Source organism: Streptomyces sp. NPDC046197, from assembly GCF_040646295.1.
Classification (GTDB): domain Bacteria; phylum Actinomycetota; class Actinomycetes; order Streptomycetales; family Streptomycetaceae; genus Streptomyces.
In genome coordinates this window covers 48,417-62,030 of sequence record NZ_JBEYZY010000015.1, presented here as the reverse complement: position 1 = coordinate 62,030, position 13,614 = coordinate 48,417, and the positions used below count along the sequence as shown (strand labels likewise).

Here is a 13,614-nt window from a genome sequence, read left to right as displayed (position 1 = left end):
GCGGGTCCGATGAGTCCGCAGATCGTCGTCGGCGCGATCGCCCTGGTCGTCGTCGCCTGGCTCGCCGCCTGTGCGGAGGCGGGCCTGGCGCGGGTCTCCAGCTTCCGCGCCGAGGAGGCCGTGAAGTCCGGCCGCCGCGGCAGCGACAGGCTCGCCCAGGTCGCCGCCGACCCGACCCGCTACCTCAACGTGGCACTGCTGGTCCGCGTCACCTGCGAGATGGCGGCGGCCGCGCTGGTCACCTACGCCTGCCTGGAGGAGTTCACCAGCACGGCCGAGGCCCTCGTGGTGGCCATCGCGGTCATGGTCCTGGTGTCGTACGTGGCGGTCGGGGTCTCCCCGCGCACCATCGGCCGCCAGCACCCGCTGAACACGGCGACCGCGGCGGCGTACGTCCTGCTCCCGCTCGCCCGGATCATGGGCCCGATCCCGTCCCTGCTGATCCTCATCGGCAATGCGCTCACCCCCGGCAAGGGCTTCCGCCGCGGTCCCTTCGCCTCCGAGGCGGAGCTGCGCGCGCTGGTCGACCTGGCCGAGCAGGAGTCGCTGATCGAGGACGAGGAGCGCCGCATGGTGCACTCGGTCTTCGAGCTCGGCGACACGCTGGTCCGCGAGGTCATGGTCCCGCGCACCGACCTGGTGGTGATCGAGCGCTCCAAGACCATCCGCCAGGCCCTGACCCTGGCCCTGCGCTCCGGTTTCTCGCGGATCCCGGTGACCGGTGAGAACGAGGACGACGTGGTCGGGATCGTGTATCTGAAGGACCTCGCCCGAAAGACGCACATCAGCCGGGACGCGGAGAACGAGCTGGTGTCCACGGCGATGCGTCCGGCCGTCTTCGTGCCGGACACCAAGAACGCGGGCGACCTGCTGCGGGAGATGCAGAAGGAGCGCAACCACGTCGCCGTCGTCATCGACGAGTACGGCGGCACGGCCGGCATCGTCACCATCGAGGACATCCTGGAGGAGATCGTCGGCGAGATCACCGACGAGTACGACCGGGAACTGCCGCCCGTGGAGGACCTCGGCGAGAACCGCCACCGGGTCACCGCCCGCCTGGACATCACCGACCTCGGCGAGCTGTACGGCCTGGAGGAGTACGACGACGAGGACGTCGAGACGGTCGGCGGGCTGCTCGCGAAGGCGCTGGGCCGGGTGCCGATCGCCGGAGCCTCCTCGGTCGTGCAGCTTCCCGACGGCCGGGAACTGCGCCTGACGGCGGAGGCCGCGGCCGGCCGCCGGAACAAGATCGTGACGGTGCTGGTGGAGCCGGTGGGCCCGGCCGGGCCGGTGCCCGATGACGAGGAGAAGAAGCCGGAGTGACACCCCAGGAGCTGCGCGCCCTCTGTCTGTCCTTCAACGCGGCTGTGGAGGACTTCCCGTTCAACCCGGAGACCTCCGTCTTCAAGGTCCGCGGCAAGCTCTTCGCCCTGTCCGCGCTGGGCACGCGGCCCCTGACGGTCAACCTGAAGTGCGACCCCGAGGACGCCGTCCGGCTCCGGGGCGGGTATCCGGGGCTGATCGTCCCGGGCTGGCACATGAACAAACGCCACTGGAACACGGTCACCGTCGACGACGAGCTCCCGGACCGCCTGGTCCGGGAGCTCGTCGAGGACTCGTACGACCTGGTGGTGGCCGGTCTACCGCGCGCCGAGCGGCTCCGCCTCGACCGCCCCTGAGCCCCGGCGCGGGCGCCTCAGTCCGAGCCCGACCAGCACGGCGGCCGCCAGGACGATCAGCGCGTCGAGGGCCATGACCGTGTGCACGCCGGACAGCAGGTTCGTCGACGTGGTGGCCAGGACGCCGAGGAGTGGGATCCCGACGGTGATGCCGACCTGCTGGGTGGAGGTGACCAGGCCGGTGGCCAGGCCCTGTTCCTCGTCGGGGACGCCGGAGGTGACCGTCAGGCCGTAGGAGATGATCGCGCCCAGATGGCACATGCTGGCCAGCGAGACAGCGGCCGTGGCGAGCCAGACCGACCAGGTGTGCGTGTTCAGTGCGAGCAGTGCCGCGATGAGGGTCCCCTGGCCGGCGAGTGAGGCGACCAGCGTGCGGCGGGCGCCGAAGCGGCCGATGACCTTCGCGGCGAGGGAGCCCGCCAGCGCCGACAGGACGCCCTGGACGCCGAAGACGAGGCCGGTCTCGAAGGCCGACAGGTGCAGGATCTCCTGCAGGTAGAGGGTCAGGACGAAGATGACGGTCGACATCATCGAGAAGGTGACCAGACCGCCCAGGTTGCCCCAGGCCACCGTGCGGCGCCGCAGCATGGGCAGCGAGACCAGGGGAGCCTGCGCGCGGGACTCGACCACCGCGAAGGCGGGGAGCAGCACGACACCCGCCACCAGCGCCACGACGACGTCCGCACCGGCGAAGCCGCGGTCGGCGGCCGTGGACAGGGCGTAGATCAGGGACAGCAGACCGCCGGTGACGGTGACCGCGCCGGGGACGTCCAGGCGCGGGCGGTCGGGGGTGCGCGACTCCTGCAGCAGGCCGGGGGCGAGGGGCAGCACGATCACCGCGAAGAGGGCGAGCAGGCCCATGGTGGAGCGCCAGCTCAGCGCGTCGGTGAGGACGCCGCCCGCGACCATGCCGACGGTGAAGCCGAGCGAGAGCAGCGTGCCGGAGATGCCGAGGGCGCGGTCGCGGGCCGGGCCCTCCGGAAAGGTGGTGGTGAGCAGGGACATGCCGGTGGGGACGATGGCGGCGGCGCCCAGGCCCTGCAGGGCCCGGCCGGCCAGGAAGGACGCCGGGTCCCAGGCCAGGGCCGACAGCAGGGAGGCCGCCCCGAAGAGCGTCAGGCCGGTGAGGAACAGCTTGCGGCGGCCGTACAGGTCGCCGATGCGGCCGAAGAGCAGCAGGAAGCCGCCGGAGGGCAACGCGAAGGCCGTCACCGCCCATTGCAGGGCCGACCTGGTCATGCCGAGGTCCGCGCCGAGGTCGGGCAGGGCCACGTTCAGGACGGAGAAGTCCAGCGCGACCATGAACTGGGCCGCGCACAGCACGAAGAGGACGAGTTTGTCGCGCGTCGACAGCCGGGGGTTGTCGAGCGGGACCCGTTCGGGGGCGGTGGAGGTGGTGGTGGAGGTGGAGCTTGGGGTGTCGATCGCCATGGCAAGAGCCTCGGGCGAGCGGAACATCCGTGGGGAGTCGCAACTTATGGTGGTGGTGCCACCACCAGACAGTACGAGGGGGATCTGGACGTGCCCGAGGACGCTCTCAAAAGCCGTCGGCTGCGCGAACTGCGCGAGTTCCTGATGAGCCGCAGGGCCCGGGTGACACCGGCCGAGGCCGGACTGCCGGAGGGGGGCCCGAGGCGCCGTACGCCGGGGCTGCGCCGCGAGGAGGTCGCCGTGCTCGCCGGGGTGGGCGTGTCCTGGTACCAGTGGCTGGAGCAGGGCCGGGACATCTCCGTCTCGCCCCAGGTCCTCGACTCCGTGGCCCGCGTGCTGAAGCTCAGCAACGCCGAGCGGCGCCACCTGTACGTCCTCGCCGGGCTGAACCCGCCCGCGCCCGAAGTGGCGCCCGACAAACGGGAGATGTGCGACGGGCTGCGCCGGCTGATCGACACGTGGATGCCGTATCCGGCCCACATCATGGACATGTACTACAACTGCGTGATGTACAACGACGCGGCCGCGATCGTCCTCGGCATGCGTCCCGGTACCACGCAGAACTGCCTGGTCGACTTCTTCACCGACCCGCTGTACCGCTCCCGCGCCAAGAGCTGGGAGCGCAACGCCCGCACGGTGGTGGCGCAGTTCCGGGCCGCGTGCTCGGCCCGCCCCGACGACGAGGGCTTCCAGGCCGTGCTGGCCGAACTGCAGGACGCCGGGGAGGAGTTCACGGCGCTGTGGGAGGAACGGGACATCGAGGACGCCGGACAGATCCGCAAGGAACTCGACCATCCGCTGGTCGGGTTGCTGTGCGTGGAGTCCACCGCCATGAAGGTGCCGGCCCGGCCCGATCTGACGATCGTGCTGCACACGCCGCTGGACGAGGCGAACACCGCGGCCAAGCTGGAGTGGCTGGCCTCGCCGGAAGGGCGGCGCGGCGCGATGTACCCGGTGGCGGGGTGACCGGACGGCTCCCGCTGCGGCTACGTATGCTCGGGGCATGACCGACAGCAACGCGCTCGATCCCGAGGACCGCAAGATCGTCACCCTGGCCCGTTCGGTGCGGGCCCGCAACGGTGTTCCGGAAGGTGCGGCGGTGCGCGACGAGACCGGCCGGACGTACGCGGCCGGGTCGGTCCACCTGGCGTCGCTCAAGCTGAGCGCCCTGCAGACGGCGGTGGCGATGGCGGTCGCGTCCGGCGCGAAGTCGCTGGAGGCCGCGGCCGTGGTCAGCGAGGCGGAGGGGCTGCCGCAGGAGGACCTGGCGGCCGTCGGGGACCTGGGCGGGCCGAAGACGCCGGTACTGCTGGTCGGGCCGGACGGTGCCGTGAAGCTGACCCTTTCGGCGGGCTGAGGTCCCTGGGGGCCCGGCCCCCAGGCCCCCGTCGGCCCGAACCGCCTCGCCCTCGGTCGCCGGGCGCACTGACGCCGGAGCCGGTGCGTGCAGCCGGTGGCCAGGGGGTGTCGTTTGGATCAGCGCGGATCAGGTCGCGGCGCATGGTGCGGTGCATCGCAAGGCGGAGCATGACCCGCGTACCGGGCGTACTCGGGTGATGCGACGACGCGGCGAGGTGCCGTGCCAGGCGTCGCGGACCCGCGGTGATCCAAACGACACCCCCTACAGCGCGTCCGGGCCCCGTTCGCCCGTCCGGACCCGTACGACCGTCTCGACGGGCACCGCCCACACCTTGCCGTCGCCGATCTTCCCGGTCTGCGCGGCCCGTACGATCGCGTCGATGACGGCGTCCGCGTCGGCGTCCTCGACGACCACCTCGATCCGGACCTTGGGCACGAGGTCGACGCGGTACTCGGCGCCCCGGTACACCTCGGTGTGGCCGCGCTGGCGGCCGTAGCCGCTCGCCTCGGTCACGGTCAGACCGTGCACACCGAGCGCCTGGAGCGCGGTCTTGACCTCGTCGAGTCGGTACGGCTTGACGATCGCGGTGATGAGCTTCATGCCTGGGTCTTGACCTTCTGAGCGGGAGAGACGAGGGAGGAGCCGACCGGGGCGCCGTGCCCCAGGACCCCGTGATCGTAGGCGGTCTCGGCGTGCACCGTAAGGTCCAGGCCGGTGTGCTCCTGTTCCTCGCTCGCCCGGAAGCCCATCGTCCGCTCGAGCAGCCTGCCGATGCCGTAGGTCACGGTGAAGGCGTACAGCGCCACGACCACCACGGCCACCAGCTGCTTGCCCAGCGGGGCGAGCCCGCCGCCGTACAGCAGGCCCTCGGTCCCGCCGGTCATCGCCTTCACCGCGAACAGGCCGATGAGCAGGGTGCCGATGACGCCGCCGACCAGGTGAACGCCGACGACGTCGAGGGAGTCGTCGTAGTTCAGCCGGAACTTCCAGCTCACCGCGTACGAGCAGACGACACCGGCGGCGAGGCCGACGACCAGCGCGCCGAGCAGGGAGACGGTGCCGCAGGAGGGGGTGATCGCGACCAGGCCGGCGACCGCGCCGGACGCGGCGCCCAGCGTCGTCGGGTGGCCGTCGCGCCGCTGTTCCACGAAGAGCCAGCCGAGCAGACCGGTGCAGCCGGCGGCCAGGGTGTTGAGGAAGGCGGCCGCCGCGAGGCCGCTGGCGCCGAGCGCCGAGCCCGCGTTGAAGCCGAACCAGCCGAACCAGAGCAGACCGGCGCCCAGCACCACCATCGGCAGGTTGTGCGGCCGCATCGCGTCCTTCTTGAAGCCCAGGCGCGGGCCGAGGACCAGGCACAGCGCCAGTCCCGAGGCGCCGGAGGTGATCTCCACCGGCAGGCCGCCCGCGAAGTCGAGCGCCCCCAGCCGGTCCACGATCCAGCCACCCGGGCCCCACACCCAGTGGGTGACGGGAACGTATACCAGCAGCGCCCAGACGGGCACGAAGACCAGCCATGCCCCGAACCTCGCGCGGTCCGCGATCGCGCCGCTGATCAGCGCGGCCGTGATGATCGCGAAGGTGAGCTGGAAGGTGGCGAAGAGCAGGGTGGGCACGGTTCCGTGCACGCTGTCCGGGCCGAGGCCTGCCATGCCGGCCTGCCGCAGGCCGCCGATGAGTCCGGCGAAGGTGTCGCCACCGAAGGCGAGGGAGTAGCCGCCGGCCAGCCACACCACCGTGACCAGGGCGATCGACACGAAGCTCATCATCAGCATGTTGAGCACGCTCTTGGTGCGGACCATGCCGCCGTAGAACAGGGCGAGGCCGGGGGTCATCAGCAGCACGAGGGCGGTGGCGGCGAGCAGCCAGGCGGTGTCGCCGGTGTCGATGCGGGTCCCTCCTGTCCGGGTGGTGGCGAGGACTTCGGGGAGGGTCGCGGCCAGGGTCACGTGTCTCTCCAACGGTGTCGGGGCTCGTCAGAGCGTCACCGGCGCGCGTTTCCTGTTGCGTACGGGTGTGTTTCCGTGACGTTTCGTGTTGCGTGGAGGTTTCCGGGACCTCACCGGCGCGGGGGCGCGGGTCCGGCGTGCGGCGGGGTGTTGTGGATCAGGGAGAATGGGCGCCATGAGCGTTCGTACCCAGTCATCCGAGCCCGCCGAGGCTGTCCACCGGGCCGGCTTCGCCTGTTTGGTGGGCCGCCCCAACGCGGGCAAGTCCACTCTCACGAACGCTCTGGTCGGGCAGAAGGTGGCGATCACCTCGAACCGGCCGCAGACGACGCGGCACACGGTGCGGGGCATCGTGCACCGCCCGGACGCGCAGCTGATCCTGGTGGACACACCGGGTCTGCACAAGCCGCGGACGCTGCTGGGCGAGCGGCTGAACGACGTCGTACGGACGACGTGGGCCGAGGTGGACGTGATCGGCTTCTGTCTGCCCGCCGACCAGAAGATCGGCCCCGGCGACCGCTTCATCGCCAAGGAGCTGGCCGGGATCAGGAAGACGCCGAAGGTCGCGATCGTCACCAAGACGGACCTGGTGGATTCCAAGGCGCTGGCCGAGCAGCTGATCGCGATCGACCAGCTGGGCAAGGAGCTGGGGATCACCTGGGCGGAGATCGTGCCGGTGTCGGCCACCGCGAACAAGCAGGTGGATCTGCTGGCCGACCTGCTGATCCCGCTGCTGCCCGAGGGGCCGGCGCTGTATCCCGAGGGTGACCTGACGGACGAGCCCGAGCAGGTGATGGTCGCCGAGCTGATCCGGGAGGCGGCGCTGGAGGGGGTGCGCGACGAGTTGCCGCACTCGATCGCCGTGGTGGTGGAGGAGATGCTGCCGCGCGAGGACCGGCCGGCGGACCGGCCGCTGCTCGACATCCACGCCAACGTTTTCATCGAACGCCCCAGCCAGAAGGGCATCATCATCGGGCCGAAGGGCAAGCGGCTCAAGGAGGTCGGCATCAAGTCGCGCAAGCACATCGAGGCGCTGCTGGGGACGCCGGTCTTCCTGGACCTGCATGTGAAGGTGGCCAAGGACTGGCAGCGCGACCCGAAACAGCTGCGGCGCCTCGGCTTCTGACCCCGCCCGGCCGCCGGCGCACCCGCCCGCCTGTCGCGAGGTCGTCGTTCGTGTGGCCGACCGTGTGGCCGACCGTGCGGTGGTCGGCCACGCGAGCGGTGCGGGGCTTTTTCAGCGCAGGGCGTGCAGTGCCTTGGCGGCTCCGTCGGCGCCGAGTCCGACGAAGACGGGCGTGACGCCCAGGGGCGTGGCGTAGGCCGTGAGGGTCTTCGGGCCGCGGATGCGCGTGCCGTGGCGGACGTCGTACCAGGTGCCCGGCGGCAGGTGGACGGTCCGGGTCGCGCCGTCGGAGAGCTGCGGGGCCGCCAGCACGGCCGGGCCCAGCATCCACTCGTCGGTGACGGTGTAGGCCGCCGGGTCCTGCGGGAAGTCGAAGAACAGCGGCCGCATGATCGGGTCGCCGGTCTTCAGCGTCTGTTGCACCTGGTCCCAGATGTAGGGCGCGAGCCGCTCGTGCCGGGCGATCGCCGCGCGGTAGAGGTCGGTGGTCTCCTGGTCGTAGGTGACCTTCTTGCCGGTCGGCGCGTCGATGGTGTCGACGGGCGAGGTGGAGGAGTACATCAGCGGCATCAGCGCCGCGGACTGGGCCCAGCGCACCAGCACCTGCTTGGTCGGCGCCGGCTGGGCGCTGGAGCCGCCGATCATGTCGGTGGTGACGAAGGGGTAGCCGATCGTGGAGATCGCCAGGTTCTGGGTGACGGACGCGCGCAGCGAGTTCCAGCCGGTGCCCTTGTCCACCTGCCGGGTGACGAACCCGGCCCGGTGGGCGGTGGTGTCCCAGTGGACCCGGATGCCGACGCCCTGGAGGTCGAACTCGTCGGCGAGCCCGGCACCGAGCCGCTGGTAGTCGGTGGGCCGGTAGCCCGGGTGCGGGGCGCACCGCTCGTCGAAGAAGCGGGTGTCGAACTTCAGGCCGTCGATGCCGTAGGCGCTCATCAGGGCCTTGAGCCGGCTCACGTACCAGGCCTTGGCGTCCGGGTTGCCGAGGTCGACGATCCCGGCGGTGCCGTTCCACCAGGTGACCCTGCACGGCTTGGTGGGGTCGGCCGCGTCCTTGAGCAGGTATCCGTGGTCGGCGGCGTACCCGTACTGGTCGGAGTCCAGATTGATCCACAGGGTCACCCAGAGCCCGAAGTCGAAGCCGAGGGCGTGGATCTTCTTCGACATGGCCTTGGGGTCCGGGTAGGCCTTCGCGTCGAAGGTCATGTTCCCGTAGTTCGACTCCCACTTGTCGTCGAGCTGGAGGGCGTGCCCGGTGACGCCGTGGTCATGGAGATCCTGCGCGTAGTCGAGGAGCTTGGCCTGGTCGACGTGGGTGTAGAACTGCGCCCAGCTGTTCCACACCGGCTTGGCGTACTGCGCGTAGGTGGCGTCGCTCTTGGCCGGCCTGCCCACGACGCCGACGTAGTCGCGGTAGACCTCCAGGGGCGTGGACTCGACGAAGACGGTGGCCCGGTAGGGCTCCGCGGACTCGATGTCGAAGCGGCCGAGGCCGTCCTTGCCCTGGTTGATCGCCACGTCCATGACGTGCCCGGTGTCGACGCGCAGCCCGGTCGCGCTCGATGTGTACCAGAAGGGGTCGATCATGTAGTAGGACGCCGGGCCGAAGGACGGGTGCACGACCTCGCCGCTGTCGAGCGGCCAGGGCTGGTCGGTGGCGGGGCCGCCCTTGGCGGTCTGGGCCTCGCCGTGCCCGTACCAGTGCCCGGCGGACTTCAGGTCGTACGCGAGGCCGAGCCGGTCGGGGGCGGCGCCCCGGACCCGCCAGTCGAGCTGGTAGCGGTCTGCGGAGGGCGTCACGCGGGCCTCGACGGTGGCACCGGGGGCGGTCGTGTCGGCGGTGAGGCTCAGTACGCCGTGCTCCCAGGTCCAGCCGGTGACCCTGGTGGCGTGCTGCCGGCTTCCACCGGCGCGGAAGCGCAGGGCGCCGGTGCTGCCGCCCGCGGTGGCGAGGACGGTGGTGCCCGAACGGCGCGTGGTGAGGGCGAGTTGACCCGTCGTCACCTTCAGGTCGTAGCCGGGGGCGTTGCCGCTCGGCGGGACGGTCAGGGTGAGGCCGTCGGCGGCCGGGGTGACCCGGGGGACGCGGGAGGTGGCGGCGGCCTGCGCCTGTTGCCGCGCGGTGAGGCCTACGGGGAGAGCGAGGGTCAGGGAGAGGGCGGCGAGAAGCACTTTGGGTCCGCGTGATGGTCTGCGCACGACGCATGTCCTTCGACGGAGGGAGTCATGGGTCAGATGGTGCAGGAGCCCGTGCAAAATCGTGCTTGATTCCGCCGATAATTGAGCAGCAAAAGTCACCTGTCAATGGCGGGCTCCGGTTGGAGACATCGCTGAGGTCGGTCGCCCGGGTCGGTCGCCGGGATGTGCGGGCAGGGGTCAACGATCAGTGCACCGCGGACAGTTTGCGGACAGGCGTATGGACGGGGCCCGGGACGGAAATTCGCGGTCGCTCACGCCGAACGGCCGAACCCGATCGTGGGCACGGCCCTGCGCCGCGGCCACGGCTCGGCGCTCGCCTCCGGCACCAGGTCGTCCAGGAAGGCGTACCGCCGCAGGGCGGCCGGTTCCTGGCCGTCCACCGACTGCACCCGGTGCCACCAGGCCGCGATCTCGGACCAGCCGGGGGCCGACAGTGAGCCGCCGAACTCCTGCACGGACAGGGCGGCGGTGAGACCGGCGAAGGCGAGGCGGTCGGCCAGCGGCCAGTCGGCCAGGGTGCCGGTGACGAAGCCGGCGACGAAGACGTCTCCCGCGCCGGTGGGGTCGAGCGCCTCCACCGCGATCGCGGGGACCTCGGCGTTCTCGCCGGTGCGCCGGTCGACCGCGTAGGCGCCGTCCGCGCCGAGGGTGACGACCGCGAGCGGCACGTACTCGGTGAGCGCGTGGGCGGCGGTGCGCGGGCAGTCGGTGCCCGTGTAGCGCATCGCCTCCTCGGCGTTGGGCAGGAACGCCTCGCAGTGCTCCAGGTCGGCGAGGGCCGCCAGGTCCCAGGTGCCGGTGTCGTCCCAGCCGACGTCCGCGAAGATGCGCGTGCCGTGGCCCGCGGCCTCGGCGATCCACGGGGCGGACTTGCCGGGGGTCAGCGAGGCGACGGCGGCCCGGGCTCGGGGCGGGCAGTCGGGTGCGGGTACTTCGGGGGGCGGCTCGTGTCCGTGGGAGACCATCGTGCGCTCTCCCTCGTACGCCATCGAGACGGTGACCGGCGAGTGCCAGCCGGGCACGGTGCGGGACGGTGACAGGTCGATGGCCTCGCCCTGTTCCAGCGCGTCCCAGCAGTAGTCGCCGTAGTGGTCGTCGCCGAAGGCCGCGGCCAGCGACGTCCTGAGGCCGAGGCGGGCCAGCGCGGTCGCCATGTTCGCCACGCCGCCGGGGCTGGACCCCATCCCCCGCGCCCAGGACTCGGTGCCGCGCACCGGGGCGGAGTCCAGCCCGGTGAAGATGATGTCCAGGAAGACGGTGCCCGTCAGGTAGACGTCGCACCGGGGGTCGTGCGGCGTGCGCAGGGCGGCCAGCGGATCGACCTGGGCATGGCCGTGCGGTGCTCCGAGGATGTACTCCGGTCCCTCTCCGGCGGACGCGTTGGACGCGGTCACGGTGCGCTCCCTGACGTGGTGCGGATCAGCCCAGTGTGCACCAGATCGCCCAGGGGACGGCGACGGTCACGCCGAAGCCCCGGCAGCACCGGCCGGGCGCGCGCGGTCACATCTGGCGGGGGCGCGCGCCCTCACGCCCGCCGGGCCGCGCGCAGCGCCTACCAGCGGGGCATCACCGGTACCTGCCACTCCGGATCGGTGACGCGCATCGCGGCCGCGTCGTCGCGGTCGCGGAACCGGCCGTCGTCCTCGGCCCACCGGCGGTGCAGGAGGGCCAGCCGGTCCCGGTCGAGTTCGATGCCGAGGCCGGGCGCGTCCGAAACGGCGACCCGGCCGGCGTCGAAGGCGAGGCGTTCGGTCAGGACGTCCTCGGACTGCCAGGGGTAGTGCGTGTCGCAGGCGTGGTGGAGGTCGGGCACGGTGGCCGCCACGTGGGTCATGGCGGCGAGGCTGATTCCCAGATGGGTGTTGGAGTGCATGGACACGCCGACGCCGAAGGTGCGGCAGACGGCGGCCAGGTGCTGGGTGTTGCGCAGGCCGCCCCAGTAGTGGTGGTCGCAGAGCACCACCTGCACGGCGTCCTCGGTGAACGCCTCCCGGATCTCGGGAAAGGTCGTCACGCACATGTTGGTGGCCAGTGGCACGCCGGTCCGCGCCGCCACCTGGGCCATGGCGGGCGTGCCCAGCGCGGGGTCCTCCAGATACTCCAGGACGTCGCCCAGCTCGCGCGCCACACGCACCGATGTCCGAACCGACCAGGCGCCGTTGGGGTCCAGCCGCAGCGGATGCCCGGGGAACGCCTGCGCGAGGGCCCGTACGGCGGCGATCTCCTCCTTCGGCGGGAACACCCCGCCCTTGAGCTTGAAGGACGTGAAGCCGTACCGCTCCTTGAACCTGCGCGCCTGTTCGACGACGCCGGCCGGGTCGAGCGCGGCGCCCCAGTCGTCCGGCGCGCTCGGCATCCCCTCGGGATGGCATGCCCGCTTGTAGAACAGGTACGCGCTGTACTCGACCGCGTCGCGCACCTTCCCGCCGAGCAGCGCGTGCACGGGCAGGCCGAGCGCCTTGCCCAGGGCGTCCAGGCAGGCGACCTCGAAGCCGGAGACGACCGACAGGCGCAGCTTGTCGGCGCTCTGCACGCCGCGCAGTCCGCCGCCGTCCACGGCGCCGTCCACCCGGGCGGGGTCGACCGCCAGGTCGAGCCCCGGCAGGGCGTTGACGTCGGTGACCTGACGGCCGATCAGCAGGTCGGCGAGCGGGCGGGCCAGTTCCAGGTACCTGGTGTCGCCGTAGGTCTCGCCCACGCCCGTGGTCCCGCCCGCCGTCACGACCTCCACGATCAGCCGGGGCGTGTAGGGCTGGTGGACGCCCTGGGTGTTCAGCAGCGGCGGGTCGGCGACCAGGACGGGCGTCAGCCGCACCTCGGTGACGGTCAGGTCGCGGGTCACAGGGCGGCTCCCACCAGGTCGAGTCCGGCGGTCAGCAGGTTCTCCAGGTCGGCCAGGTCGGCGGGCGAGGGGTCGGTCAGCGGGGCGCGCACGGGACCGACGGGGCGACCGCGCAGCCGGGCCGCCGCCTTGACCAGCGACACGGCGTATCCCGGCGCCCGGTCGCGCAGTTCTGCGAAGGGCCCGTAGAAGTCCCGCAGCAGCGTGTCGGCCGTGTCGTGGTCGCCGCACCGCAGCGCCGCGAAGAAGGCGCCCGCGATCTCGGGGGCGAAGGCGTGGACGGCCGAGGAGTAGGCCGGGACGCCGACGGCGGCGTAGGCGCGGGCCTGGATCTCCGCGGTGGCGGCGCCGTTGAAGAACAGGAAGCCCTCGGGGGCGCAGAGGGTGAGTCGCTGGAGCCGGTCGAGGTCGCTGTGGCCGTCCTTCAGGCCGATGACGCCGGGGATGCTGGTGATGCGCCGGAAGGCCTCGGCGCCGAAGGCGACCTGGCCGCGCTGGTAGGCGACGAGCGGCAGCCGGGTGCGGGCGGCGAGCTGCTCCAGCTGGGCCACCAGACCGTTCTGCGGGGCCGCGACCAGGTAGTGCGGCAGGACGAGCAGGGCGTCCGCACCGGCTTGCTCGGCGATGCGGGCGAACCGGACGGCCTGCGCCCAGCCGTACCCGACGCCGGCCACCACCGGAACCCGGCCCGCCGCCTCCTCGACGGTGATCGAGACGACCCGGCGGTACTCGTCCTCGTCCAGGGAGAAGAACTCGCCCGTGCCGCAGGCCGGGAAGACCGCACCGGGGGCGGTGGCGACCTGGGCCGCGAGGTGCGTGCGCAGGCCGTCGGCGTCGAGGGAGCCGTCGGCGTGGAAGGCGGTCAGGGGGAAGGAGAGCACACCGCCCGCCATGCCGTCCCGCAGCCGCCGCGCGACGCCCTGCGTGTCGGTACCGGAACTCAACCGCTCATCTCCCTACATAGATGCCATCCACGTATGAGAACAGAGACTAGGTAGGTGAACGGCACCCGTCAACGGAAGGGCGGCGCC

12 protein-coding genes are annotated in these 13,614 nt (G+C 71.8%); 5 read left to right on the top strand and 7 right to left on the bottom strand.

From position 1 onward, the window contains the following. Positions 1 to 9: 9 nt before the first annotated feature. Positions 10 to 1,323 (top strand): hemolysin family protein, encoded by a 1,314-nt coding sequence (locus AB0A61_RS21890; RefSeq protein ID WP_361294504.1) that lies wholly within the window; start codon positions 10 to 12, stop codon positions 1,321 to 1,323. After that, positions 1,320 to 1,679, top strand: a complete 360-nt coding sequence (locus tag AB0A61_RS21885; RefSeq protein ID WP_361294501.1) for an MmcQ/YjbR family DNA-binding protein — start codon at positions 1,320 to 1,322, stop codon at positions 1,677 to 1,679. The genes AB0A61_RS21890 and AB0A61_RS21885 overlap by 4 nt, the downstream gene beginning before the upstream one ends. On the opposite strand, the gene AB0A61_RS21880 is transcribed toward AB0A61_RS21885, so the two are convergent. Next, positions 1,641 to 3,110, bottom strand: a complete 1,470-nt coding sequence (locus tag AB0A61_RS21880) for an MFS transporter (RefSeq protein WP_361294498.1) — start codon at positions 3,108 to 3,110, stop codon at positions 1,641 to 1,643. The genes AB0A61_RS21885 and AB0A61_RS21880 overlap by 39 nt on opposite strands. Before the next feature lie 90 nt (positions 3,111 to 3,200). Between AB0A61_RS21880 and AB0A61_RS21875 the strand changes: the two genes are divergently transcribed. Continuing rightward, positions 3,201 to 4,076, top strand: coding sequence for a helix-turn-helix transcriptional regulator (locus tag AB0A61_RS21875; protein WP_361294495.1), 876 nt, complete (start codon positions 3,201 to 3,203; stop codon positions 4,074 to 4,076). Between the two features lie 37 nt (positions 4,077 to 4,113). Continuing rightward, entirely contained in the window at positions 4,114 to 4,467 is a 354-nt protein-coding gene (locus tag AB0A61_RS21870) for a cytidine deaminase (RefSeq protein ID WP_361294492.1), read from the top strand. A 264-nt stretch (positions 4,468 to 4,731) separates the two neighbouring features. Here AB0A61_RS21870 and AB0A61_RS21865 read toward each other — a convergent pair whose 3' ends face one another. Then, positions 4,732 to 5,070: a P-II family nitrogen regulator gene (locus tag AB0A61_RS21865; RefSeq protein ID WP_361294489.1), complete on the bottom strand. Its 339-nt coding sequence runs from the start codon at positions 5,068 to 5,070 to the stop codon at positions 4,732 to 4,734. Then, a complete protein-coding gene (locus AB0A61_RS21860; RefSeq protein WP_361294866.1) occupies positions 5,067 to 6,410 on the bottom strand; it encodes an ammonium transporter in 1,344 nt (447 codons plus the stop codon). The genes AB0A61_RS21865 and AB0A61_RS21860 overlap by 4 nt, the downstream gene beginning before the upstream one ends. Before the next feature lie 181 nt (positions 6,411 to 6,591). On the opposite strand from AB0A61_RS21860, the gene era reads away from it, so the two are divergent. After that, positions 6,592 to 7,542 (top strand): GTPase Era, encoded by a 951-nt coding sequence (era, locus tag AB0A61_RS21855; RefSeq protein ID WP_361294486.1) that lies wholly within the window; start codon positions 6,592 to 6,594, stop codon positions 7,540 to 7,542. A gap of 111 nt (positions 7,543 to 7,653) precedes the next feature. Here era and AB0A61_RS21850 read toward each other — a convergent pair whose 3' ends face one another. The 4 genes from AB0A61_RS21850 to AB0A61_RS21835 form a co-directional block, all read right to left on the bottom strand. Further along, the gene (locus tag AB0A61_RS21850) at positions 7,654 to 9,741 is read right to left on the bottom strand and encodes a glycoside hydrolase family 31 protein (RefSeq protein ID WP_361294483.1); all 2,088 of its coding nucleotides are present in this window, start codon (positions 9,739 to 9,741) and stop codon (positions 7,654 to 7,656) included. A 251-nt stretch (positions 9,742 to 9,992) separates the two neighbouring features. Then, the gene (locus AB0A61_RS21845) at positions 9,993 to 11,093 is read right to left on the bottom strand and encodes a PfkB family carbohydrate kinase (RefSeq protein WP_361294863.1); all 1,101 of its coding nucleotides are present in this window, start codon (positions 11,091 to 11,093) and stop codon (positions 9,993 to 9,995) included. 200 nt (positions 11,094 to 11,293) lie between these two features. Further along, positions 11,294 to 12,583 carry a glucarate dehydratase family protein gene (locus AB0A61_RS21840; protein WP_361294480.1) on the bottom strand — a complete coding sequence of 430 codons (1,290 nt, stop codon included), beginning with the start codon at positions 12,581 to 12,583 and terminating at the stop codon, positions 11,294 to 11,296. Then, positions 12,580 to 13,476 (bottom strand): 5-dehydro-4-deoxyglucarate dehydratase, encoded by an 897-nt coding sequence (locus tag AB0A61_RS21835; protein WP_361294860.1) that lies wholly within the window; start codon positions 13,474 to 13,476, stop codon positions 12,580 to 12,582. Before AB0A61_RS21835 ends, AB0A61_RS21840 begins: the two co-directional genes overlap by 4 nt. Between the last annotated feature and the right edge of the window lie 138 nt (positions 13,477 to 13,614).